Origin of the sequence: Klebsiella sp. 141251 (genome assembly GCF_050600725.1) — a bacterium.
GTDB classification, from domain to species: Bacteria; Pseudomonadota; Gammaproteobacteria; order Enterobacterales; family Enterobacteriaceae; genus Klebsiella; species Klebsiella aerogenes.
In genome coordinates this window covers 78020-101433 of sequence record NZ_JAQIRG010000012.1, presented here as the reverse complement: position 1 = coordinate 101433, position 23414 = coordinate 78020, and the positions used below count along the sequence as shown (strand labels likewise).

Below are 23414 nucleotides of genomic sequence, written 5' to 3'. Positions count from 1 at the left end.
TTTTTACTCCTGATTCACACGGTTAAGCTTGCCCACAGCGGCAGCCATCAATACTTCCTGGGTGGCCTGCTCGCGTGTGAATTCACCGCCGAGATGCCCTTCATGCATCACAATGATGCGATCGCTCATGCCCAGCACTTCCGGCATCTCAGAAGAGACAAGGATGATGCTCAGGCCATCGGCTTTAAACTGGTTAATCAGCTGGTAGATCTCTTTCTTCGCCCCGACGTCGACGCCACGGGTTGGTTCGTCGAGGATCAGCACTTTCGGCCGGGTCATCAGCCCGCGAGCGATAGCGACTTTTTGCTGGTTCCCCCCAGAAAGCAGGCCAATTGCCTGCTCCATTGAAGGCGTCTTCACATTAAAAAGCCGAATGAAATCGCTGACCGCCTGCTGTTCATCTTTATGCTTAAGGCTACCGCCCGCCCTGCTGAAGTAGCGCAGCGCGGTTAATGACATGTTTTCTTTGACCGACATCCCGAGCACCAGGCCATCACGCTTACGGTCTTCGGAGATATAAACAATGCCGTTCGCCAGGCCATCCTGCGGCGAACGGGTGACGACTTCATGGCCGTCCAGCGTCACGGAACCGCTGCTGCGCGGCAGCGCGCCGTACAGCACCTTCATCAGTTCAGTGCGCCCGGCGCCCATCAGCCCGGCAACGCCGAGGATTTCGCCCTGACGCAGGGTAAACGTCACGTTTTCCACCCCGGATCCGCAGAGATTATCGACCTTCAGACGTACCGCGCCGGGTGCCTTATCGAGATGCGGATATTGATCTTCCAGCTTACGGCCAACCATCATCTCGATCAGTCGGTCTTCATCCAGCGAAGCCACTTCACGCTCGGCAATAAATTGCCCGTCGCGAAATACGGTGACGTCATCGCAGATTTCGAAGATCTCTTTCATGCGGTGGGAAATATAGACAATGCCGCGCCCCTGCGATTTCAATTCGCGGATGACGCGGAACAGCGATTCGGTCTCGGTATCGGTCAGGGCATCGGTGGGCTCATCCATAATGATGACCTTCGATTCGAAGCTCAGCACTTTGGCGATTTCCACCATTTGCTGATCGCCAATCGACAGATCGCCCACCAGCTTCTGGCTGTTAAAACGTAAATTCAGCTTCGCCAGCAGCTTGTCCGCTTCGGCATACATCTTTTTCCAGTCGATTTTGCCAAAGCGGTTAACGAACTCGCGGCCAAGGAAGATGTTCTCGGCAATCGTTAATTGCGGGATCAGGTTGAGTTCCTGGTGAATGATGCCGATACCGGCTTCCTGTGAGGATTTTGGGCCGTTAAAGGTCGTTTCTTTACCTAACCACAGCAAAGAACCGGCATCACGGGTATAGATACCGGTGAGTACCTTCATCATTGTCGATTTACCGGCGCCATTTTCCCCTACCAGCGCCATTACCCGGCCAGCATAGACATTCAGCGCCGCGCCGGAGAGCGCTTTGACGCCAGGGAACGCTTTATCGATCCCTTTCAGCTGTAATAAAGCTTCCATGGCGGCGACCTCAGAAAGTGACGCCGGCACAGAGAATAATATTCGCATACGGGGAACACTCCCCGCTGCGAATTACCGCCTGACTATCTGCGGTTTGTTTTTTGAACTGCTCATGACTGGTGTAACGAATTTCAATCGTATTTCCCTGGTGCTGCTGCAGCTGCTCAAGATGATTGAGCAACGTCGCGTGGAGTTGCGGATTATGGGTTTTAATCTCTTCCGCGATGACCGCCGCCTCAACCTGCATTTCCGTCGTTACGACCTCCAGAACCTGCATAAATGAAGGTACGCCCTGAGTAAGCGCCATATCGATTCGCGCGCTGCTGCGGGGAACCGGCAACCCGGCGTCGCAAACAACCAGCATATCGGTATGGCCGAGGCGGGAGATAACGGAAGAAATATCAGCGTTAAGTACGGTGCCTTTTTTCATTTTTTCTCTTTTGCTCCACTAGCGAAACGTTTCGCTAACATTAGTATTGTAAATGCAGGAGCAAAAAACCATCATCAAAAGAGATAAATGTGATCGCCATCGAAACGTTTCGCAAGGCGTGGGCAGGAAATTGCATCGAGATGTGAGAGACAAAAAAGCCCTTCGTTATTGAAGGGCTTTTTGACATCAGATTTCTACCTGCGTACCGAGCTCAATAACCCGGTTCGGCGGGATTTCAAACTGATCCGGCGCGCGCAGAGCGTTACGCTGCAGCAGCAGATACAGTTTGCCGCGCAGGCGCAGATACCATGGCCGTTTGCCGATAATCAGCGACTCGTGGGACATAAAGAACGACGTTTCCATCATTCGGCAGCTCAGCCCTTCCAGGCCGCAGCGATGGAACACCTCTTCGACGTTCGGCGTTTCACGCCAGCCATAGCTTGCTACAACGCGCCAGAACGACGGCGACAGTTGCTCAATCTGCACGCGGCGAACGTTATGCACATACGGAGCATCTTCGGTGCGCAGGGTCAGCAGGATCACGCGTTCATGCAGCACCTTGTTGTGTTTCAGGTTATGCAGCAGCGCAAAAGGGATCACGTTCAGGGCGCGAGACATATAGACCGCGGTACCCGGCACGCGAACCGGCGGTGATTTCTCCAGCGAGGAGATCATCGCTTCCAGCGAGTTGCCATGCTCATGCATCCGGCGCAACAGGCGGAAACGCTCGCTCTTCCATGTGGTCATCACCGTAAACATCACCAGACCCAGTGATAACGGCAACCAACCGCCGGAGACGATTTTATCGAGGTTCGCCGAGAACAGCGGAATATCGATACACAGGAAGGCTACCAGCATCAGGCCGACAAACAGCTTATTCCAGTGCCAGTTTTTGCGCGCCACGGTCGCCGACAGAATGGAGGTCAACACCATGGTGCCCGTTACCGCAATACCGTACGCCGCCGCCAGATTAGAAGAGTGCTCGAAGCTGACAATGACGATGACCACAGAAACGTACAGCAGCCAGTTAATGAACGGGATGTAAATCTGCCCGGACTCCATTTCCGAAGTATGGATAATGCGCATTGGCGACAGATAGCCCAGACGCACGGCCTGACGAGTCAGCGAGAAGACCCCGGAAATCACCGCCTGCGAGGCGATAACCGTCGCCAGGGTCGCGATAATCAGCATCGGGATCAGCGCCCATTCCGGCGCCAACAGGAAGAACGGGTTTTTAATGGCTTCCGGGTGCTTCAACAGCAGCGCGCCCTGGCCAAAATAGTTGAGCACCAGTGATGGCAGTACTACCGAGAACCACGCTACGCGAATCGGTAGTTTGCCGAAGTGACCCATATCGGCATACAGCGCTTCCACACCGGTAATCGACAGCACCACCGCGCCGAGCGCAATAAAGGAGACCGTTTTGTACTGCAGGAAGAAGTTCACTGCCCAGTAAGGGTTCAGCGCCTGCAGAACTTCCGGGTTATCGAGGATACTGCGCGCGCCAAGCACCGCCAGCAACAGGAACCAGATAAGCATAATTGGCGCGAACAGCTTGCCGACCATCCCGGTTCCGTGTTTTTGAATAGCAAAAAGCAGGGTCAGCACAATAATGGAGATGGGGACAATCCAGGTATCCAGCTGTGGGGCGATAATTTCCAACCCCTCTATCGCCGACATTACCGATATTGCCGGGGTTATCACTACTTCACCATAGAAGAAGCTACCGCCAATCAGGCCGAGGATCACCAATACGGAGGTCATCTTTGCCGAGGTGTTGCGCCCCGCCAGCGACATCAGCGTTAAGATCCCGCCCTCGCCGGCGTTATCCGCCCGCATCACGAAGGTGATGTATTTTATTGATACGGTGAAGATCAACAGCCAGAAAATCAGCGACAGAAAGCCAAAAACTGCATCGCGTTCAACGCCAAAGCCAAACTGGCCTGACAGACATTCGCGAAGAGTATACAGTGGACTGGTACCGATATCGCCGTAAACCACGCCGATTGCCGCCAGCGTTATTGCCGGCAGCGATTGTTTATTATCAGTGCTCATAGACTAGTCTTTTCGTTTATAAAACAAATGTGTGCCTAGTCCCTTGGCCCACAAAAAGCGCACAGTATGCACGATTATTTGCTGAATCGTACCCCTAACTGACACCATATTAACTTAGCTCAAAGAAAATAAATCGATTCTTCAGGCTATTACCACCCCTAATCAAACATCTATACTCGACGCAATAACGACACACGACAAAGCACGCAACTCTATTATGGCTCAATCACATTTACTGGCAGAAAGAATTTCCCGACTTAGCGCCGCCCTGGAAAAAGGACTCTTTGAACGCAGCCACGCAATACGCCTGTGCCTGTTGGCCGCGCTTAGCGGCGAGAGCGTGTTCCTGCTGGGGCCGCCCGGCATCGCGAAAAGCCTGATCGCCCGCCGCCTTAAGTTCGCTTTCAGGCAGGCGCGCGCTTTTGAATATCTGATGACCCGCTTCTCCACGCCGGAAGAAGTTTTCGGCCCGCTGTCGATTCAGGCGCTCAAAGATGAAGGGCGCTATGAGCGTTTAACGGCAGGCTATCTGCCAGAGGCGGAAATCGTCTTCCTGGATGAAATCTGGAAAGCCGGCCCGGCTATCCTTAATACCCTGCTGACGGCCATCAACGAACGCCACTTCCGCAACGGCGCCCATGAAGAGAAAATCCCGATGCGCCTGCTGGTCGCGGCGTCGAACGAACTGCCCGAAGCGGACAACAGCCTCGAAGCCTTATATGACCGCATGCTGATCCGCCTGTGGCTGGATAAAGTACAGGATAAAACTAACTTCCGCTCGATGCTGGTCAGCCAGCAGGATGAAAACAGCAATCCGGTTCCTGAAAACCTGCAAATCAGCAACGATGAATTTACCCAGTGGCAGCATGAAATTGGTACCGTGAAGTTGCCGGACAACGTCTTCGAGCTGGTTTTCCAGCTGCGCCAACAATTAGATGCCTTGCCTAATGCGCCTTACGTTTCCGATCGCCGCTGGAAAAAAGCCATCCGTCTGCTGCAGGCCAGCGCCTTCTTTAGCGGCCGCGACGCCATCGCGCCTATCGACCTGATCCTGCTGAAAGATTGCCTGTGGCATAACATCGAAAGCATGAATCTGATGTCGCAGCAGTTGGAGTCACTGATGACCAGCCATGCCTGGGGTCAGCAGGCGATGCTGACTAAACTAGGCGCCATCATCCAACGCCGTATTCAAATCCAGCAGCAGCACAGCGATAAAACCGCGCTTAAAGTCACGCGCGTTGGCGGTATGTTCAGCCGTAAGCCGCATTACGAACTGCCAGACGGTGTTGAGGGCGAGACGTTGACGCTGCTTCTCCAGCAACCGCTGAAACTGCACGATCTCGAAGTTATCCATATCGCCTTTGAACGCCAGGCGCTGATCAACTGGCTGGAGAAAGGCGGCGAGATCCGCGGCAAGCTCAACGGTATCGGTTTTGCCCAGCCATTAACGATGGATGTCGATGCCAGCCAACACCTGGTGGTGCGCGACGTCAGCCTGCAAGGCTCGCGCCTGTCGCTGCCCGGCAGCGAATCTCAGGAAAATATGCCTGCCGAGATCCGCCAGCAGCTGGAAGCGCTGGATGACGAGTGGCACCAGCAACATAACCGCTTTAGCGAACAGCAAAAATGCCTGTTTATTCCCGGCGACTGGCTGGGGCGTATCGAAGCCAGCCTGCAGGACGTCGGCGCGCAAATTAAACAGGCGCGCCAGCCATGACGCTCGACATGCTGAATGTCATGCTGGCGGTCAGCGAAGAAGGGATGATCGAGGAGATGCTGCTGGCGCTGCTGGCCTCGCCTCAACTGGCGGTGTTCTTTGAAAAATTTCCGCGGCTGAAAAATATCATCGCCGCCGATATTCCGCGCTGGCGAGAAGCGGTTCGCGCCCGGCTCAAAGAGACGCAGATCCCTCCCGAGCTGGACGCCGAAGTGCAGATCTATCAGCAGGCCCAGCTGCTTTCAACTTCGCAATTTATCGTGCAGCTGCCGCAGATCCTCGGCAAGCTGCATAAGCTCCAGTCGCCCTTTGCCGCCCAGGCGCAGCAGCTGGTGGACGATAACGCAACCTTCACCCCAGCGCTACATACTCTGTTCTTACAACGCTGGCGCTTAAGTCTGGTGGTACAGACCACCACCCTCAACCAGCACTTATTAGACGATGAGCGCGATCAGCTGCTCAGCGAGGTGCAGGAACGAATGACGCTCAGCGGGCAGCTAGAGCCGGTGCTGGTGGAAAACGACAACGCCGCCGGCCGCCTGTGGGATATGAGCGCCGGCGAGCTTAAACGCGGCGATTACCAGCTGATCGTGCGCTATGGCGATTTTCTCAGCCAACAGCCGGAACTGATGCAGCTGGCTGAGCAGTTGGGCAGATCGCGGGAAGCCAAACTGGTGCCGAAGAAGGATGCGCCGATGGAGGCCTTCCGCGCGATGGTTCGTGAACCGGCAACGGTACCAGAGCAGGTCGATGGCCTGCAGCAAAACGACGATATTCTACGTCTGTTGCCGCCAGAGCTGGCAACGCTCGGCATCACCGAACTGGAGTTCGAGTTCTACCGTAAGCTGGTGGAAAAACAGCTATTAACTTATCGCCTGCACGGCGACTCCTGGCGGGAGAAAATCACCGAACGCCCGGTAACCCGGCAGGATTTTGATGAGCAGCCGCGCGGGCCATTTATTGTCTGCGTAGATACCTCAGGTTCGATGGGCGGTTTTAACGAACAATGCGCCAAAGCCTTTTGTCTGGCGCTGATGCGCGTCGCGCTGGCGGATAACCGCCGCTGCTACATCATGCTGTTCTCCAGCGAAGTGGTGCACTACGAGCTAACCGGCCCGCAGGGGCTGGAGCAGGCGATCCGTTTTTTAAGCCAGCGCTTTCGCGGCGGCACCGATCTGGCCAGCTGTTTTCGCGCGATCGTTGAACGTTTGCAAAGCCCGCAGTGGGTCGATGCCGATGCGGTGGTGATTTCCGATTTTATCGCCCAGCGGTTGCCGGATGAGGTGGTCAACAAGGTGGGGGAGCTGCAGCACAAACATCAGCATCGTTTTCACGCGGTGGCGATGTCGGTACACGGCAAACCCGGCATCATGCGCATCTTCGATCATATCTGGCGCTTTGATACCGGATTGCGTAGCCGCCTGCTGCGTCGCTGGCGGCGTTAATCTTTACAGCAGAGCGGCGACGCTTTCCCGCACCTGCGCGGGCCATACGCCGCACTGTACCTGGCCGATATGGTCAAGCTGCAGCAACAGCATGGTTAAACGCGACTGGCCAATACCGCCGCCAATGGTCTGCGGCATCTCGCCGCGCAGCAGCGCCTGGTGCCATTCAAGCTGCAGACGGTCTTCATCGCCGGTCACCGCCAACTGGCGCTTCAGCGCCTCGGCGTCAACGCGGATCCCCATAGAGGAAAGCTCAAAAGCGTCTTCCAGCACCGGGTTCCACACCAGGATATCGCCGTTCAGGCCGGCAAAACCTTCCGCCGATGGCGAGCTCCAGTCATCATAATCCGGCGCGCGAACATCGTGGCGCTTACCGTCAGACAATTTACCGCCGATACCGATTAAGAAGACGGCGCCAAGCTCTTTAGCGATCGCCCGCTCGCGGCCTTTAGCATCCAGATCCGGATAACGGCTCAACAGTTCCTGACTGTGAATAAAGTGGATCTGTTCCGGCAGGAATGGCGTCAGACCAAATTCCTGACTTACCGCCAGCTCGGTGGCTTTGATCCCAGCGTAAATCGCCTCAACCGTCGCTTTCAGCGTGCCGGTATGGCGTTCGCCGTCGCCCATGACGCGTTCCCAGTCCCACTGGTCAACATAAACGGAATGAATTGGGGTGAGGCGGTCTTCATCGGGGCGAAGGGCCTTCATGTGCGTGTATAGCCCTTCGCCCGCGCTGAAGTCGTGTTGTCCCAGGGTTTGACGCTTCCACTTCGCCAGTGAATGAACCACTTCGAATTGGGCGTCTGGCAGTGTTTTCACTTTTACCTGAACCGCTTTCTCGCAGCCGGACAAGTTGTCCTGCGTCCCATCTCCTACGCGGCTTAAGATCGGCGCCTGCACTTCAATCAGGCCAAGCTTCTCTTCCAGCTGACGGGAAAAATGGGATTTAACGAAACTAATCTGGCGTTGTTTTGCGATGTATGCGGTTTTCATTTTTTATCACTCCTGCGTCCTGTTGATATTGATTAAGCAACAGAAATGGCACTGAATTCAATAATCAATCAATAAAAAGACGTCTTGAGTTTTGATTCATTAAATTAACAAGCTAAAATAGTAAGAATCATCAAACATCATAAGAAAAAACAATGGAAAATTATCAGATCGACAATCTGGACCGCGGCATTCTTGATGCCTTAATGGCGAATGCGCGCACCGCCTACGCCGAACTGGCCAAACAGTTCGGCGTTAGCCCAGGTACGATTCACGTACGCGTAGAGAAAATGAAACAGGCGGGCATTATTACGGGGGCAAGAATCGACGTCAGCCCGAAACAGCTCGGTTATGACGTCGGCTGTTTCATCGGCATTATTCTTAAGAGCGCCAAAGACTATCCTTCCGCTCTCGCCCGGCTGGAGAGCCTGGAAGAGGTGACCGAGGCTTACTACACCACCGGCCACTACAGCATCTTTATTAAGGTAATGTGTAAATCTATCGATGCCCTGCAGCAGGTACTTATCAACAAGATCCAAACAATCGATGAAATTCAGTCCACTGAAACCCTGATCGTGCTGCAGAACCCGATCATGCGCACCATCAAGCCCTGATCGTTTTTTTTAATCCCACATTTTTCCACAGGTAGATCCCAGCTCGCTCACAGCGTACAATACGCCACTCAGAATAGTTGAGCGAGCGATCGGCGATCATGGCAGACATTACACTTATCAGCGGCAGCACCCTGGGCAGTGCGGAATATGTAGCAGAACATCTGGCGGAAAAGCTGGAAGAAGCGGGCTACAGCACTGATATCCAGCACGGTCCGCTGGTTGACGATCTGCAGGCTGAAGGGATCTGGTTAGTTATCTCTTCTACCCATGGCGCCGGCGATATTCCGGACAACCTGGTCCCTTTCTATGAAGCGTTGCTGGAGAAGCAGGCCGATCTTTCTGCCGTTCGCTTTGGCGCGGTGGGTATCGGTAGCCGCGAATATGACACTTTTTGCGGCGCAATCGACAAACTGGAAGCGGCATTAAAGGCCAACGGGGCAAAACAGATCGGCGAAACGCTGAAAATTAATGTCCTCGAACACGAGATTCCTGAAGATCCAGCCGAGGTTTGGGTGGGATCCTGGAAAAATTTACTCTGAGTTTTGTAAAGATCCGCAGCTTCTTCTGTGGATAACCCTGCTCAAAAGCTTGGATCAACCGGTAGTTATCCAAAGAATAACCGGAGTCTGCTTTTTGAGCTGTGCATAACCCTTCATTCTGATCCCAGCTTATACGGAACAGGATCACCGATCATTCACAGATTGTGATCCTTCTTAAGCGTTTGATCTTAAATAGTGGATCCGACTTATCCACAAAGAGAGTCGATCCTAATAAGAGATCACAATAGAACAGATCTCTAAATAAAAGATCTTCTTTTTAATACTCAGGATCCCGGCCCCTTTCTCGAAAGAGCAAAGTTGAGTAGAATCCACGGCCCGGGCTTCAATCCATTTTCAAACCGCGTTATGCGAGGCAGATCACCATGTTTTATCAGGATCCTTTTGACGTCATCATCATTGGCGGGGGTCATGCAGGCACTGAGGCCGCGATGGCAGCAGCGCGAATGGGCCAACAAACCCTGCTTTTGACACACAATATCGATACGCTGGGGCAGATGAGCTGCAACCCGGCGATTGGCGGTATTGGGAAGGGACACCTGGTAAAAGAAGTGGATGCGCTCGGTGGTCTGATGGCGAAGGCGATCGATCAGGCAGGCATTCAGTTTAGGATACTAAACGGTAGCAAAGGCCCGGCTGTCCGTGCGACTCGCGCCCAGGCCGACCGGGTGTTGTATCGTCAGGCGGTACGCACCGCGCTGGAGAACCAGCCAAACCTGATGATCTTCCAGCAGGCAGTAGAAGATCTGATTGTCGAAAACGATCGCGTCGTCGGCGCCGTGACCCAAATGGGCCTCAAGTTCCGGGCTAAGTCGGTGGTGCTGACCGTCGGCACCTTCCTGGATGGCAAAATCCACATCGGTCTGGACAACTACAGCGGCGGCCGTGCCGGCGATCCGCCGTCAATCCCGCTGTCTCGCCGTCTGCGTGAACTGCCGCTGCGCGTAAGCCGCCTGAAAACCGGTACTCCGCCGCGAATTGACGCGCGCACCATCGATTTTAGCGTGCTGGCGCAACAGCACGGCGATAACCCGATGCCGGTCTTCTCGTTTATGGGATCCGCGGATCAACATCCGCGCCAGGTACCGTGCTATATCACTCACACCAACGAGAAAACCCATGATGTGATCCGCAGCAACCTCGATCGCAGCCCAATGTACGCCGGGGTGATTGAAGGTATCGGCCCACGTTACTGCCCGTCGATCGAAGACAAGGTCATGCGCTTTGCCGATCGCAACCAGCATCAGATCTTCCTTGAACCGGAAGGGCTGACTTCAAACGAAATTTATCCAAACGGTATCTCCACCAGCCTGCCGTTTGATGTGCAAATGCAAATCGTCCGCTCAATGCAGGGGATGGAAAACGCGAAGATCGTTCGCCCTGGCTACGCCATTGAATACGATTTCTTTGACCCGCGTGACCTGAAGCCGACGCTGGAAAGCAAATACATTCAGGGTCTGTTCTTCGCCGGCCAGATCAACGGCACTACCGGCTATGAAGAAGCCGCCGCGCAGGGTCTGCTTGCCGGTCTTAATGCCGCCCGCTTCTCAGCGGAAAAAGAAGGCTGGGCGCCGCGTCGCGATCAGGCCTATCTTGGCGTTCTGGTGGACGATCTGTGCACCCTCGGCACCAAAGAACCGTACCGTATGTTTACCTCCCGTGCTGAATATCGCCTGATGCTGCGTGAAGACAACGCCGATCTGCGCCTGACCGAACAGGGACGAGAGCTGGGGCTGGTGGACGATGAGCGCTGGGCGCGTTTCAACGAGAAACTGGAAAGCATTGAGCGTGAACGCCAACGCCTGAAAACCAGCTGGGTTAACCCGCTGGCGGAAAGCGCAGCCGAAGTGAACGCTCATCTGACCGCGCCGTTATCGCGTGAAGCCAGCGGCGAAGATCTGCTGCGTCGCCCGGAAATGACCTACGAACAGCTGGTTCAGCTTTCTCCGTTCGCGCCGGGCCTGCAGGATCAACAGGCGGCCGAGCAGGTTGAGATTCAGGTTAAGTACGAAGGCTATATCGCTCGTCAGCAGGACGAGATCGAAAAACAGCAACGCAACGAGAATACTTTGCTGCCGGCAACGCTCGATTACCGTCAGGTATCCGGCTTGTCCAACGAGGTTATTGCCAAGCTAAACGACCATAAACCATCATCTATCGGTCAGGCATCGCGTATTTCCGGGATTACTCCGGCGGCAATTTCTATTTTGCTGGTGTGGCTGAAAAAGCAGGGGATGCTGCGCCGCAGCGCCTGATAGCCGTCAGAGCGCGTTAATTTGGCGGATGCAAAATCAGCGATCGCCTTTATAATTCACAGCCCGGTAAGCGTTAGCGCCTCCGGGCTCATTATTTTTAGAAGGTACTCACCGTGCTCAACAAACTTTCTCGTCTGCTGGACGAAGCGGGTATTTCGCTCACCGATCACCAGAAAAATCAGCTGGTGGCGTATGTCGGGATGCTGGATAAGTGGAACAAAGCCTATAACCTGACCTCTGTTCGCGATCCTAACGAGATGCTGGTTCGCCATATCCTCGATAGCATTATCGTTGCGCCGTATCTACAGGGCTCCCGCTTTATCGATGTGGGAACAGGCCCAGGCCTGCCGGGGATTCCGCTGGCTATCGTGCGCCCGGAATCTCATTTCACATTACTGGATAGCCTTGGCAAGCGTGTACGCTTCCTGCGCCAGGTCCAGCATGAGCTAAAACTGGATAACATCACCCCAGTGCAGAGCCGTGTGGAAGAATTTCCCGCAGAGCCGCCGTTTGATGGCGTCATTAGCCGTGCTTTTGCCTCGCTGAACGATATGGTGAGCTGGTGCCACCACCTGCCGGCGCCACACGGACATTTCTACGCGTTGAAAGGACAGGCGCAGGAAAGTGAAATGGCAAACCTGCCAGAAGGTTACCAGGTTTGTGACGTGATTGAACTGCATGTCCCCCAGCTGGAAGGGGAGAGACATTTGGTGGTCATTAAGCCAAACACCTTATAATTTTTATCAAAAAATGTGGAAAAAATGTGGCCTGCGCATGTTACAAAAATCAAAGTTACCTGCGGGTATTATCTGGCCACTTTTAACCTTGTTTTTACTATGGCTTTTCTAGCGTTTAACTTTAGCGTGGTGGTTTACTGGCAGAATAGTCAACTTTGAAAATATCAGGGTGCTAAAAATCGATGAACTGTCAGTTCATATTGATGTTAAATTTTTATTATAAATGTCAATAAAAGGTTTTTATTGTATGTGGGGTTGTTTTGCAAAAAGACCTCACTTTTTATCTTGAATATCAAAAAGATGAAAACTTACTGATTCTGTACAGATTTAATTCGATTGCACCGAAAATGTTTATTATGTGATCTAATGCACGCTTTAATGGCCGCGTTTTCTCATTATTTGCACTTCTGGTTGATCCCTCACTGATTGACGAAATGCATGAAAAATTGCCGCTCAGAAAATAATTAAACATTTATTCACTATTTTGCTACTTAATGTTTGAAATCACGTGTTGTCACCGTATAATTTGTCCGCTTTTTGACGCTTGACTCTTGGTCTTAAAGAACGTTTTATACGACACGCGGCATACCTCGAAGGGAGCAGGAGTAAAAACGTGATGTCTATGTCGCTCGTGAGTCGAAACGTTGCTCGAAAGCTTCTGTTTATTCAGTTACTGGCAGTAATAGCAAGCGGACTGCTGTTCAGCCTCAAAGACCCCTTCTGGGGCATCTCCGCCATATGCGGAGGTTTGGCGGTCGTTTTGCCAAACGCGTTGTTTATGATTTTTGCCTGGCGCCATCAGGCGCATACACCAGCACAAGGCCGAGTGGCCTGGATCTTCGCTTTCGGTGAAGCATTCAAGGTGTTGCTGACCTTCGCCCTACTGGCGATGGCGCTGGCGGTTTTTGAAGTGGTATTTTTGCCGCTGATAGTGACGTGGGTTTTGGTGCTGGTGGTACAAATTCTGGCTCCAGCTGTAATTAACAACAAAGGGTAAAAGGCATCATGGCTTCAGAAAATATGACGCCGCAGGATTACATAGGACACCATCTGAACAACCTTCAGTTGGACCTACGTACATTCTCGCTGGTGGATCCGCACAACCCCCCAGCCACCTTCTGGACGCTCAATATTGACTCCATGTTTTTCTCGGTGGTTCTCGGTCTGCTGTTCCTTGCCATGTTCCGTAGCGTTGCTAAGAGAGCGACCAGCGGCGTACCAGGGAAATTCCAAACCTTCATCGAAATGATCATCGGCTTCGTCCATGGCAGCGTCAAAGACATGTACCATGGCAAGAGCAAGGTCATCGCGCCGCTGGCGCTTACTGTGTTCGTCTGGGTATTCCTGATGAACCTGATGGACCTGCTGCCAATCGACCTGATTCCTTATATCGGCGAACACATTTTCGGCCTGCCTGCACTGCGCGTGGTTCCGTCTGCGGACGTGAACATCACCCTGTCGATGGCGCTTGGCGTGTTCATCCTGATTATTTTCTACAGCATCAAAATGAAAGGCGTTGGTGGGTTCGTTAAAGAACTGACCATGCAGCCGTTCAATCACTGGGCGTTCATTCCTGTCAACTTAATCCTTGAAGGGGTAAGCCTGCTGTCCAAACCGGTTTCTCTCGGTCTGCGACTGTTCGGCAACATGTATGCCGGTGAGCTGATTTTCATTCTGATTGCTGGTCTGTTGCCGTGGTGGTCACAGTGGATTCTGAATGTGCCTTGGGCCATTTTCCACATCCTGATTATTACGCTGCAAGCCTTCATCTTCATGGTTCTGACGATTGTCTATCTGTCGATGGCATCCGAAGAGCATTGATTTTTACCAACACTACTACGTTTTAACTGAAACAAACTGGAGACTGTCATGGAAAACCTGAATATGGATCTGCTGTACATGGCTGCCGCTGTGATGATGGGTCTGGCGGCAATCGGTGCTGCGATCGGTATCGGCATCCTCGGGGGTAAATTCCTGGAAGGCGCAGCGCGTCAACCGGATCTGATTCCTCTGCTGCGTACTCAGTTCTTTATCGTTATGGGTCTGGTGGATGCTATCCCGATGATCGCTGTAGGTCTGGGTCTGTACGTGATGTTTGCTGTCGCGTAGTAAGTTGTTCGAAAGAAACCTAAGCCACAGAGTTAATTTAAGAGGTATTGTGCTGTGAACATGAACGCAACAATCCTCGGCCAGGCCATCGCGTTTGTTATCTTCGTATGGTTCTGCATGAAGTACGTATGGCCGCCGTTAATGGCTGCCATCGAAAAGCGCCAGAAAGAAATTTCTGACGGTTTAGCTTCTGCAGAACGCGCTAAGAAAGATTTGGACCTTGCACAGGCCAACGCGACCGACCAGCTGAAAAAAGCGAAAGCGGAAGCCCAGGTAATCATCGAGCAAGCGAACAAGCGTCGCTCTCAGATTCTGGACGAAGCTAAAGCTGAAGCAGAACAGGAACGCACTAAAATCGTCGCACAGGCGCAGGCTGAAATCGATGCCGAACGTAAACGTGCTCGCGAAGAACTGCGTAAGCAGGTTGCTATCCTGGCTGTTGCTGGCGCCGAGAAGATCATCGAACGTTCCGTGGATGAAGCTGCTAACAGCGACATCGTGGATAAACTTGTCGCTGAACTGTAAGGAGGGAGGGGCTGATGTCTGAATTTGTAACGGTAGCTCGCCCCTACGCCAAAGCAGCTTTTGACTTTGCCGTCGAACACAAAAGTGTTGAGCGCTGGCAGGATATGCTGGCGTTTGCCGCTGAAGTGACTAAAAACGAACAAATGGCAGAGCTTCTCTCCGGTGCCCTGGCGCCGGAAACGCTCTCAGATGCGTTTATCGCTATCTGCGGCGAGCAACTCGACGAAAATGGTCAGAACCTGATTCGGGTGATGGCTGAAAATGGTCGTCTGAAGGTGCTCCCGGATGTTCTTGAGCAGTTCATTCACCTGCGTGCGGCCAGCGAGGCCATCGCAGAGGTAGATGTTATTTCTGCCAACCAACTGAGTGAAGAACAGCTTGCGAAGATCTCCGGCGCGATGGAAAAGCGTCTGTCACGCAAAGTTAAGCTGAATTGCAAAATCGATAAGTCTGTTATGGCAGGAGTTATCATCCGCTCGGGTGATATGGTCATTGATGGTAGCGTACGCGGCCGTCTTGATCGCCTGGCAGACGTCTTGCAGTCTTAAGGGGACTGGAGCATGCAACTGAATTCCACCGAAATCAGCGAACTGATCAAGCAGCGCATTGCTCAGTTCAATGTTGTGAGTGAAGCTCACAACGAAGGTACTATTGTTTCTGTAAGTGACGGTGTTATCCGCATCCACGGCCTGGCCGATTGTATGCAGGGTGAAATGATTTCCCTGCCGGGTAACCGTTACGCTATCGCACTGAACCTGGAGCGCGACTCCGTTGGTGCGGTTGTGATGGGTCCGTATGCTGACCTCGCCGAAGGCATGAAGGTTAAGTGTACAGGCCGTATTCTGGAAGTTCCGGTCGGTCGTGGTCTGTTAGGCCGCGTGGTGAACACCCTGGGTGCGCCGATTGACGGTAAAGGTCCTGTTGAGCACGATGGCTTCTCGCCAATCGAAGTTATCGCTCCGGGCGTTATCGATCGTCAATCCGTAGACCAGCCGGTGCAGACCGGTTACAAATCTGTTGATGCCATGATTCCAATCGGCCGTGGCCAGCGTGAGCTGATCATCGGTGACCGTCAGACCGGTAAAACCGCGATGGCAATCGATGCGATCATCAACCAGCGTGATTCCGGCATCAAATGCGTATACGTAGCTATCGGCCAGAAAGCGTCCACCATCTCTAACGTGGTGCGTAAACTGGAAGAGCACGGCGCGCTGTCCAACACTATTGTTGTTGTGGCGACCGCTTCTGAATCTGCTGCGCTGCAATACCTGGCGCCGTATGCCGGTTGCGCAATGGGCGAATACTTCCGCGACCGCGGTGAAGATGCGCTGATCGTTTACGATGACCTGTCTAAACAGGCTGTTGCTTACCGTCAGGTTTCCCTGCTGCTCCGTCGTCCGCCAGGACGTGAAGCATTCCCGGGCGACGTGTTCTACCTCCACTCCCGTCTGCTGGAGCGCGCATCCCGCGTTAACGCGGAATACGTTGAGAAATTCACCAATGGTGAAGTTAAAGGTAAAACCGGCTCCCTGACTGCGCTGCCGATTATCGAGACGCAAGCGGGTGACGTTTCCGCATTCGTTCCGACCAACGTAATTTCCATTACCGATGGTCAGATCTTCCTGGAAACCAACCTGTTCAACTCCGGTATTCGTCCGGCGGTTAACCCGGGTATCTCCGTATCCCGTGTTGGTGGTGCTGCTCAGACCAAGATCATCAAGAAACTGTCCGGTGGTATCCGTACCGCGCTGGCGCAGTATCGTGAACTGGCTGCGTTCTCTCAGTTCGCATCCGATCTGGACGAAGCGACTCGTAAGCAGCTGAGCCACGGTCAGAAAGTGACCGAACTGCTGAAACAGAAACAGTATGCACCTATGTCTGTAGCACAGCAGGGCCTGGTACTGTTCGCTGCTGAACGCGGTTACCTCGAAGATGTGGAACTGGCGAAAATCGGTAGCTTCGAAGCCGCTCTGCTGGCTTACGTTGACCGTGACCACGCTCCGCTGATGCAAGAGATTAACCAGACCGGTGGCTATAACGACGAGATCGAAGGCAAGCTGAAAGGCATCCTCGACTCCTTCAAAGCAACCCAGTCCTGGTAAAGTCTGGCGGCTTGCCTTAGGGCAGGCCGCAAGGCATTGAGGAGAAGCTCATGGCCGGCGCAAAAGAGATACGTAGTAAGATCGCAAGCGTCCAGAACACGCAAAAGATCACCAAAGCGATGGAGATGGTCGCCGCCTCCAAAATGCGTAAAACGCAGGATCGCATGGCGGCCAGCCGTCCATATGCAGATACTATGCGCAAAGTGATTGGTCACCTTGCGAACGGTAATCTGGAATATAAGCACCCGTACCTGGAAGAACGCGACGTTAAACGCGTGGGCTACCTGGTGGTGTCGACCGACCGTGGTCTGTGCGGTGGCTTGAACATTAACCTGTTCAAAAAACTGCTGGCGGATATGAAAGCATGGTCCGATAAAGGCGTTCAGTGCGACCTCGCAATGATCGGCTCTAAAGGCGTGTCTTTCTTTAACTCCGTGGGCGGCAATATTGTGGCCCAGGTGACCGGTATGGGTGATAACCCGTCCCTGTCCGAACTGATCGGCCCGGTAAAAGTGATGTTGCAGGCCTACGATGAAGGCCGTCTGGACAAGCTTTACGTTGTCAGCAACAAATTTATTAACACCATGTCTCAGGCTCCGACCATCACTCAGCTGCTGCCATTACCGGCTTCAGAAGATGATGATCTGAAACGTAAGTCCTGGGATTACCTGTATGAGCCCGATCCGAAAGCGCTGCTGGATACCCTCCTGCGTCGTTATGTGGAATCTCAGGTTTATCAGGGCGTGGTAGAAAACCTGGCCAGCGAGCAGGCCGCCCGTATGGTGGCGATGAAAGCCGCGACCGATAATGGCGGCAGCCTGATTAAAGAGCTGCAGTTGGTATACAACAAAGCTCGTCAGGCCAGCATTACTCAGGAACTCACCGAGATCGTCTCGGGGGCCGCCGCGGTTTAACCAGGTTATTTCGTAGAGGATTTAAGATGGCTACTGGAAAGATTGTCCAGGTAATCGGCGCCGTGGTCGACGTCGAGTTCCCTCAGGATGCCGTACCACGCGTGTACGATGCCCTTGAGGTACAGAATGGTAATGAGAGCCTGGTGCTGGAAGTTCAGCAGCAGCTCGGCGGTGGCGTAGTTCGTGCTATCGCCATGGGTTCTTCCGACGGTCTGCGTCGTGGTCTGGAAGTTAAAGACCTCGAGCATCCGATCGAAGTCCCGGTAGGTAAAGCGACTCTGGGCCGTATCATGAACGTCCTGGGTCAGCCGATCGACATGAAAGGCGACATCGGCGAAGAAGAGCGTTGGGCTATCCACCGCGCGGCGCCTTCCTATGAAGAGCTGTCCAGCTCTCAGGAACTGCTGGAAACCGGCATCAAAGTTATCGACCTGATGTGTCCGTTCGCTAAGGGCGGTAAAGTTGGTCTGTTCGGTGGTGCGGGTGTAGGTAAAACCGTAAACATGATGGAGCTGATCCGTAACATCGCGATCGAGCACTCCGGTTACTCCGTGTTTGCGGGCGTCGGTGAGCGTACTCGTGAGGGTAACGACTTCTACCACGAAATGACCGACTCTAACGTTCTGGATAAAGTATCCCTGGTTTACGGCCAGATGAACGAGCCGCCGGGAAACCGTCTGCGCGTTGCGCTGACCGGCCTGACCATGGCTGAGAAATTCCGTGACGAAGGTCGTGACGTTCTGCTGTTCGTCGATAACATCTATCGTTACACCCTGGCCGGTACTGAAGTATCTGCACTGCTGGGTCGTATGCCTTCAGCGGTAGGTTATCAGCCGACTCTGGCGGAAGAGATGGGCGTTCTGCAGGAACGTATCACCTCCACCAAAACCGGTTCTATCACCTCCGTTCAGGCGGTATACGTACCTGCGGATGACTTGACTGACCCGTCCCCAGCAACCACCTTTGCGCACCTTGACGCAACCGTGGTACTGAGCCGTCAGATCGCGTCTCTGGGTATCTACCCGGCCGTTGACCCGCTGGATTCCACCAGCCGTCAGCTGGATCCGCTGGTTGTTGGTCAGGAACACTACGACACCGCGCGTGGCGTACAGTCCCTGCTGCAGCGTTATCAGGAACTGAAAGACATCATCGCCATCCTGGGTATGGATGAACTGTCTGAAGAAGATAAACTGGTGGTAGCTCGCGCTCGTAAGATCCAGCGCTTCCTGTCCCAGCCGTTCTTCGTAGCAGAAGTATTTACCGGTTCTCCGGGTAAATACGTTTCGCTGAAAGACACCATCCGTGGCTTTAAAGGCATCATGGAAGGCGAATACGATCACCTGCCGGAGCAGGCGTTCTACATGGTCGGTTCCATCGAAGAAGCCGTGGAAAAAGCCAAAAAACTTTAACGCCTTAATCGGAGGGTGATATGGCAATGACTTACCACCTGGATGTCGTCAGCGCAGAGAAACAAATGTTCTCTGGCCTGGTCGAGAAAATCCAGGTAACGGGTAGCGAAGGTGAACTGGGTATTTTCCCGGGTCATGCGCCGCTGCTCACCGCCATTAAGCCTGGTATGATTCGCATCGTTAAACAGTTCGGTCACGAAGAGTTTATCTATCTGTCCGGCGGCATTCTTGAAGTGCAACCGGGCAACGTGATCGTTCTGGCCGATACGGCAATTCGTGGTCAGGACCTCGACGAAGCACGAGCCCTGGAAGCGAAACGTAAAGCGGAAGAGCACATCAAGAGCTCTCACGGCGACGTGGATTACGCTCAGGCGTCCGCGGAACTGGCCAAAGCGATCGCTAAACTGCGCGTTATCGAATTGACCAAAAAAGCGATGTAACACCGGCTTGAAAGCTAAAAGCCAGTCTGGCAACAGACTGGCTTTTTTTATGCTTAATGACCTACCCTGAGTTTAGAATCAGATGTATTGTTTACTTCCGCTACGGTTGTTAGGTCTGCCTTTAAATACGGCAGGGCCATTCATCGTGAGTTCCAGGCTGTTGTCTTGTCGGCGGGTTAACCAAGGAGTGGATTCACTCATCGGTTTAGATGTCACACCTGATGGATATAATTCGATAGTATCCTGATCTATTTCAATCAGGCCAATAACGTAGGTATAAATACAGCTACTGAAGAAACCTTTCTTTTTCGTGAAATCAAAAGAGCATTCTACAATCTTGTCACCATACTCCATGCGCATTTTCGGTTTTAATGACGCTACGGCTACCACACCGTTACTGACGGCGGAATAGACACTACATACCAGCGCAATTTTCCCACCCGCCAGTCGGGATATTTCAGGGTTAATTTCTACCTTTTCAACGCCAGGCGCAGAAAGACTTGCGCTAACGACGTCGCCCGTATGGTAAACCCAGGGTTTTTTATTAAACGCACCTGATTTATCCGGCGCCTGAATGAGGGACATATTACCGTCAGGCCACAGAATTCCTACTCGTAAATCCAGGTCATCATTATCGCGACCATCGCCGTTATCTACCCATGTGGCGCTAATCGTAATTTTTGGGGGCGCATCGCTTCCCTTTATAAGCGAAACGCGGTGTTTATCTTCTGGTTTTTTGAGCGAAACTACCGCATTGTTTATATTAGGTTTTTGTAAGTCAGCAGTTGCAGGCGCCGGTTCACTTTCTACCTCGACACCATACATATTACAAAGCCCGACGAGGCCTGAGGAAAATCCCTGCCATACGGATCGGGCTTTAAATTGACCGTTATGCACATATAATTCCAGCACGATAATCCCGGTCTCCTGATTAAATGAACCGGGAGCTAGTTCCAGTATTTGTTCGCCCGCTTTTATTTGTGCCTGCAGATCGTTAACAGTAGAAAACCCCCCAGCACTTCCGTCTTGAGTCAATGTGATGGCTATTTTCGTAATGCCAGCTGGTAGCTTTGATAAATCAAAATGAATGCTATGGGAAATCACATTATTTTGTAGTTCAGGTGGTATAAACATAGCACAACCAGAGCTATGCTTTTGAGCGTTAAAAAACACCATGCCGCTATCATCTTCCGTCTTTCCTGATGCAGTCAGTAGAAAAGCGGTAAGGTTGATATCCAGCCCATTGCCAGTCCGATGGGAAACGGTGACCAATCCAGTTGGCGCGTTTAAAGACGAGTTTTCGCCAGGTGTGAGGTATTTATGCATGGTTAATTGTCCTTAATTATTGTGGCATGATTTTTTGAGTCTACACTTTTTATTTTCTCTTGGCTTTTGATTTTATTATTGAGCTAGGTTATATATTTTCTGGATTTATTTAATTAGCTATTATTTTTAATAAGTGGGTTCGGCTAATTAAATATCAGAATTAAATATAGAGAGACCTTCAGGTTCCTGTTCGTAGCATAAAAAGTGCGAGGCCCTCCTTCTTTGTTATTGATTAGTTAAATGATGAGGCGTAGACTCTGTTTTGTGATGTGTATCACAAAAAACTATAACCCGCACCTGCAATCTGGAAATCATCATGAAACTGTTCCACAAAATCATCGCCAAATTTAGCGCCCTGAGCTTCTAATCGCTGCGCTACCACCCTGTTTTCACACACTATCGCTCATTCAAACGCCAACATATGTGATGTGAATCCGCGGACAAGAGGTCGCATGAGGGGGATGCTGGTCACTTAGGGCGATCGGCATTTTTGTCAGGGTATGGTTCGTCACTGCGGTGAGTGCCCTGGGAGAATTTGTCCCCTCAATTCCGTTCTTCATTTCAGTAGAACAAAGGCCTGGTCATTTTGAACAATCACCTTTGTTATCGTCGATGAACTGCTTTGTTTTTTTATCCTGAACTTTGGCTAATTCACCCTTAACTATAAAGTAACGGTATTCCTTATCGCTTAGAACGAATGTTCCTGGGGTTGTGTTTTTATCTTTATCCCAATGTAATCTTTTCTTGTTTTTTTCACCACATTTAAACAATGTCTTACGATTATCGATGCTTTGATTCGCTTCATCATAAATCACCCCATGGCTATCAATAAATTTTGAATAACCATAACTCATCAGAAAATCCGAAAAAACGACGGGGCCACGTCTATCATATTTATCTCTTCTATTATGATTTTCAAGATTATATAAAGTGTTGTTGATAATGAGGTACGCGCTTCCGCTATATTTTGCTTTAACAAGAAAGTAAATCTTGTCCTGTGGAGTGATGCCTATTTTATATATGTCTTTATGATAGTGTTTGTTTATTTGCACCCATATATTATTTTTTGTACGAATAACAGTGTAACCATCATTCTTCATCGTATTATAAATACTATTATCAGGAAGGTAGCATTCCAGATGGGGAAAGCCAGGAACCGGGCACACAGGTGTTACGAGCGTCGGTGGGATACCTGCTAGCGTTTCAATAGCCTTTCCATAGTAAAAAAGGTGCTGGTTATCTGTGGATAAACCCCGACCACTTGGCAGCGCATAGAGATTGGCAGAGATGTCGTTACGAGGCGTTAAAATTAAATTACCTTGTTGATTTTCTATTTTATAAATTTGCTTTCCGGTGCTAATTAATGATTCATTGATCAGATTGACTTCACCGGTAACTGGCACATCCAGAGGTTTTTCTAAGTAATAAATATTGTTCTTATCCCATGCCAGATAACATCCGAGAGAGTATATGTCATGCTCTTTCATTTCGTATGCTTTGAATGATTGAGGGTCGGCGTTTTTTATTTTTGTTCCTCTGTAATACACATTTTTATCATCTGCGATGTAATTAATTCTACTACGTCCACAATAATTAACGCTTTCTTTTATTACATTTATACGATTGATATTAATATTGAGTGAATAATAGTGTTTTTTTTCACGTTCAATTTCTGGAAGGATATTTAAGTCAGGTGCCATGCAGGTGACACCAGCACAACCAGAGTGCCGATTATATGTCCTGCTATTGTAATTAGTATACCAGGCTTTGTTGTTTTTTAATACATAAGGGCTATCTGGTATTGGTTTGTAATTGCTGCCGCATGACATTTTTTCAACTTTGCCATCGTCGTGCCAATATTCCGTGCATGAATGAAATTTCGCATAGCATGCTGAAGTATTAATAAATAACAATAAAGTAAGGATAATTCCGAATTTTAATTTATGCATTGTATTACGCTTCCTGTGCGGATTAACAGCAGCCTGTTCCTGGCTAACGGCATAGTGAAATAAAAATGAGCTAGCTCAGCGTAAACCAAAATGCCCATAGAGACTATTGAAATGAAACCATCACTGCTTCACTGGCTAAACAGACTCGCCCATCCATTTACATAAATGATAAAATGCATATTAATCATAAGATGGTATCCATTTACTCATGCTTTATTTATGTATAAAAAAAACAGCAAAAGCAGTGAGATAGGCGACTATTTCTCTCCCTATCATCGTTTTTCAGCGTTAAACTGATTTGCGATGGTGAAAAATAGCGCCCTAAAAT

21 protein-coding genes are annotated in these 23414 nt (G+C 51.3%); 15 read left to right on the top strand and 6 right to left on the bottom strand.

Annotated features, from left to right (window positions below; all coding sequences use genetic code 11):
- Window positions 1-3 precede the first annotated feature (3 nt).
- The 3 genes from rbsA to kup form a co-directional block, all read right to left on the bottom strand.
- The gene (rbsA, locus tag PGR09_RS22415; RefSeq protein WP_015368992.1) at window positions 4-1509 is read right to left on the bottom strand and encodes a ribose ABC transporter ATP-binding protein RbsA; all 1506 of its coding nucleotides are present in this window, start codon (window positions 1507-1509) and stop codon (window positions 4-6) included.
- 10 nt (window positions 1510-1519) lie between these two features.
- Window positions 1520-1939, bottom strand: coding sequence for a D-ribose pyranase (rbsD, locus tag PGR09_RS22410; RefSeq protein WP_045396015.1), 420 nt, complete (start codon window positions 1937-1939; stop codon window positions 1520-1522).
- Between the two features lie 186 nt (window positions 1940-2125).
- Window positions 2126-3994, bottom strand: a complete 1869-nt coding sequence (gene kup, locus PGR09_RS22405) for a low affinity potassium transporter Kup (RefSeq protein WP_045396012.1) — start codon at window positions 3992-3994, stop codon at window positions 2126-2128.
- A gap of 217 nt (window positions 3995-4211) precedes the next feature.
- Between kup and ravA the strand changes: the two genes are divergently transcribed.
- Window positions 4212-5711, top strand: a complete 1500-nt coding sequence (gene ravA, locus PGR09_RS22400) for an ATPase RavA (RefSeq protein ID WP_430916525.1) — start codon at window positions 4212-4214, stop codon at window positions 5709-5711.
- Window positions 5708-7156, top strand: a complete 1449-nt coding sequence (gene viaA / locus PGR09_RS22395; protein ID WP_430916524.1) for an ATPase RavA stimulator ViaA — start codon at window positions 5708-5710, stop codon at window positions 7154-7156. Before ravA ends, viaA begins: the two co-directional genes overlap by 4 nt.
- Before the next feature lie 3 nt (window positions 7157-7159).
- Here the strand turns inward: viaA and asnA are convergent, their stop codons facing one another.
- Window positions 7160-8152, bottom strand: coding sequence for an aspartate--ammonia ligase (gene asnA, locus PGR09_RS22390; protein WP_047044566.1), 993 nt, complete (start codon window positions 8150-8152; stop codon window positions 7160-7162).
- Window positions 8153-8304: 152 nt separating this feature from the next.
- Here asnA and asnC point away from each other — a divergent pair, with 152 nt between their 5' ends.
- The 13 genes from asnC to PGR09_RS22325 all read left to right on the top strand — a co-directional run bounded on the left by asnC (window position 8305) and on the right by PGR09_RS22325 (window position 19811).
- Window positions 8305-8763, top strand: coding sequence for a transcriptional regulator AsnC (gene asnC, locus PGR09_RS22385; protein WP_015368998.1), 459 nt, complete (start codon window positions 8305-8307; stop codon window positions 8761-8763).
- 98 nt (window positions 8764-8861) lie between these two features.
- A complete protein-coding gene (gene mioC, locus PGR09_RS22380; RefSeq protein WP_047044568.1) occupies window positions 8862-9302 on the top strand; it encodes an FMN-binding protein MioC in 441 nt (146 codons plus the stop codon).
- Between the two features lie 383 nt (window positions 9303-9685).
- Window positions 9686-11575: a tRNA uridine-5-carboxymethylaminomethyl(34) synthesis enzyme MnmG gene (mnmG, locus tag PGR09_RS22375; protein ID WP_015369000.1), complete on the top strand. Its 1890-nt coding sequence runs from the start codon at window positions 9686-9688 to the stop codon at window positions 11573-11575.
- A gap of 113 nt (window positions 11576-11688) precedes the next feature.
- The gene (gene rsmG / locus PGR09_RS22370) at window positions 11689-12312 is read left to right on the top strand and encodes a 16S rRNA (guanine(527)-N(7))-methyltransferase RsmG (protein WP_047044571.1); all 624 of its coding nucleotides are present in this window, start codon (window positions 11689-11691) and stop codon (window positions 12310-12312) included.
- 616 nt (window positions 12313-12928) lie between these two features.
- On the top strand, window positions 12929-13309 hold the full coding sequence (gene atpI / locus PGR09_RS22365) for a F0F1 ATP synthase subunit I (RefSeq protein WP_370429412.1): 381 nt from the start codon (window positions 12929-12931) through the stop codon (window positions 13307-13309).
- Between the two features lie 8 nt (window positions 13310-13317).
- A complete protein-coding gene (atpB, locus tag PGR09_RS22360; RefSeq protein ID WP_015369004.1) occupies window positions 13318-14133 on the top strand; it encodes a F0F1 ATP synthase subunit A in 816 nt (271 codons plus the stop codon).
- A 48-nt stretch (window positions 14134-14181) separates the two neighbouring features.
- Complete coding sequence (gene atpE / locus PGR09_RS22355) at window positions 14182-14421, top strand: F0F1 ATP synthase subunit C (protein WP_000429386.1); 240 nt, start codon at window positions 14182-14184, stop codon at window positions 14419-14421.
- 54 nt (window positions 14422-14475) lie between these two features.
- Window positions 14476-14946: a F0F1 ATP synthase subunit B gene (gene atpF, locus PGR09_RS22350; protein WP_004107293.1), complete on the top strand. Its 471-nt coding sequence runs from the start codon at window positions 14476-14478 to the stop codon at window positions 14944-14946.
- Between the two features lie 14 nt (window positions 14947-14960).
- Complete coding sequence (atpH, locus tag PGR09_RS22345; RefSeq protein ID WP_015369005.1) at window positions 14961-15494, top strand: F0F1 ATP synthase subunit delta; 534 nt, start codon at window positions 14961-14963, stop codon at window positions 15492-15494.
- A 12-nt stretch (window positions 15495-15506) separates the two neighbouring features.
- Window positions 15507-17048 (top strand): F0F1 ATP synthase subunit alpha, encoded by a 1542-nt coding sequence (atpA, locus tag PGR09_RS22340; protein ID WP_015369006.1) that lies wholly within the window; start codon window positions 15507-15509, stop codon window positions 17046-17048.
- 50 nt (window positions 17049-17098) lie between these two features.
- Complete coding sequence (atpG, locus tag PGR09_RS22335) at window positions 17099-17962, top strand: F0F1 ATP synthase subunit gamma (protein WP_015369007.1); 864 nt, start codon at window positions 17099-17101, stop codon at window positions 17960-17962.
- Window positions 17963-17988: 26 nt separating this feature from the next.
- Window positions 17989-19371 (top strand): F0F1 ATP synthase subunit beta, encoded by a 1383-nt coding sequence (atpD, locus tag PGR09_RS22330; RefSeq protein WP_015369008.1) that lies wholly within the window; start codon window positions 17989-17991, stop codon window positions 19369-19371.
- Window positions 19372-19391: 20 nt separating this feature from the next.
- Complete coding sequence (locus tag PGR09_RS22325; RefSeq protein ID WP_015703917.1) at window positions 19392-19811, top strand: F0F1 ATP synthase subunit epsilon; 420 nt, start codon at window positions 19392-19394, stop codon at window positions 19809-19811.
- A gap of 78 nt (window positions 19812-19889) precedes the next feature.
- Here PGR09_RS22325 and PGR09_RS22320 read toward each other — a convergent pair whose 3' ends face one another.
- Entirely contained in the window at window positions 19890-21137 is a 1248-nt protein-coding gene (locus PGR09_RS22320) for a TerD family protein (RefSeq protein WP_396280078.1), read from the bottom strand.
- A 581-nt stretch (window positions 21138-21718) separates the two neighbouring features.
- On the bottom strand, window positions 21719-23086 hold the full coding sequence (locus PGR09_RS22315; protein WP_320483008.1) for a DKNYY domain-containing protein: 1368 nt from the start codon (window positions 23084-23086) through the stop codon (window positions 21719-21721).
- Window positions 23087-23414: the final 328 nt, after the last annotated feature.

Coding starts and splice junctions, on each gene's coding strand:
- rbsA (WP_015368992.1), bottom strand. CDS start 1,509: ATGGAAGCTTTATTACAGCTGAAAGGGATCGATAAAGCGTTCCCTGGC.
- rbsD (WP_045396015.1), bottom strand. CDS start 1,939: ATGAAAAAAGGCACCGTACTTAACGCTGATATTTCTTCCGTTATCTCC.
- kup (WP_045396012.1), bottom strand. CDS start 3,994: ATGAGCACTGATAATAAACAATCGCTGCCGGCAATAACGCTGGCGGCA.
- ravA (WP_430916525.1), top strand. CDS start 4,212: ATGGCTCAATCACATTTACTGGCAGAAAGAATTTCCCGACTTAGCGCC.
- viaA (WP_430916524.1), top strand. CDS start 5,708: ATGACGCTCGACATGCTGAATGTCATGCTGGCGGTCAGCGAAGAAGGG.
- asnA (WP_047044566.1), bottom strand. CDS start 8,152: ATGAAAACCGCATACATCGCAAAACAACGCCAGATTAGTTTCGTTAAA.
- asnC (WP_015368998.1), top strand. CDS start 8,305: ATGGAAAATTATCAGATCGACAATCTGGACCGCGGCATTCTTGATGCC.
- mioC (WP_047044568.1), top strand. CDS start 8,862: ATGGCAGACATTACACTTATCAGCGGCAGCACCCTGGGCAGTGCGGAA.
- mnmG (WP_015369000.1), top strand. CDS start 9,686: ATGTTTTATCAGGATCCTTTTGACGTCATCATCATTGGCGGGGGTCAT.
- atpI (WP_370429412.1), top strand. CDS start 12,929: ATGTCTATGTCGCTCGTGAGTCGAAACGTTGCTCGAAAGCTTCTGTTT.
- atpB (WP_015369004.1), top strand. CDS start 13,318: ATGGCTTCAGAAAATATGACGCCGCAGGATTACATAGGACACCATCTG.
- atpE (WP_000429386.1), top strand. CDS start 14,182: ATGGAAAACCTGAATATGGATCTGCTGTACATGGCTGCCGCTGTGATG.
- atpH (WP_015369005.1), top strand. CDS start 14,961: ATGTCTGAATTTGTAACGGTAGCTCGCCCCTACGCCAAAGCAGCTTTT.
- atpA (WP_015369006.1), top strand. CDS start 15,507: ATGCAACTGAATTCCACCGAAATCAGCGAACTGATCAAGCAGCGCATT.
- atpG (WP_015369007.1), top strand. CDS start 17,099: ATGGCCGGCGCAAAAGAGATACGTAGTAAGATCGCAAGCGTCCAGAAC.
- atpD (WP_015369008.1), top strand. CDS start 17,989: ATGGCTACTGGAAAGATTGTCCAGGTAATCGGCGCCGTGGTCGACGTC.
- PGR09_RS22325 (WP_015703917.1), top strand. CDS start 19,392: ATGGCAATGACTTACCACCTGGATGTCGTCAGCGCAGAGAAACAAATG.
- PGR09_RS22320 (WP_396280078.1), bottom strand. CDS start 21,137: ATGCATAAATACCTCACACCTGGCGAAAACTCGTCTTTAAACGCGCCA.
- PGR09_RS22315 (WP_320483008.1), bottom strand. CDS start 23,086: ATGCATAAATTAAAATTCGGAATTATCCTTACTTTATTGTTATTTATT.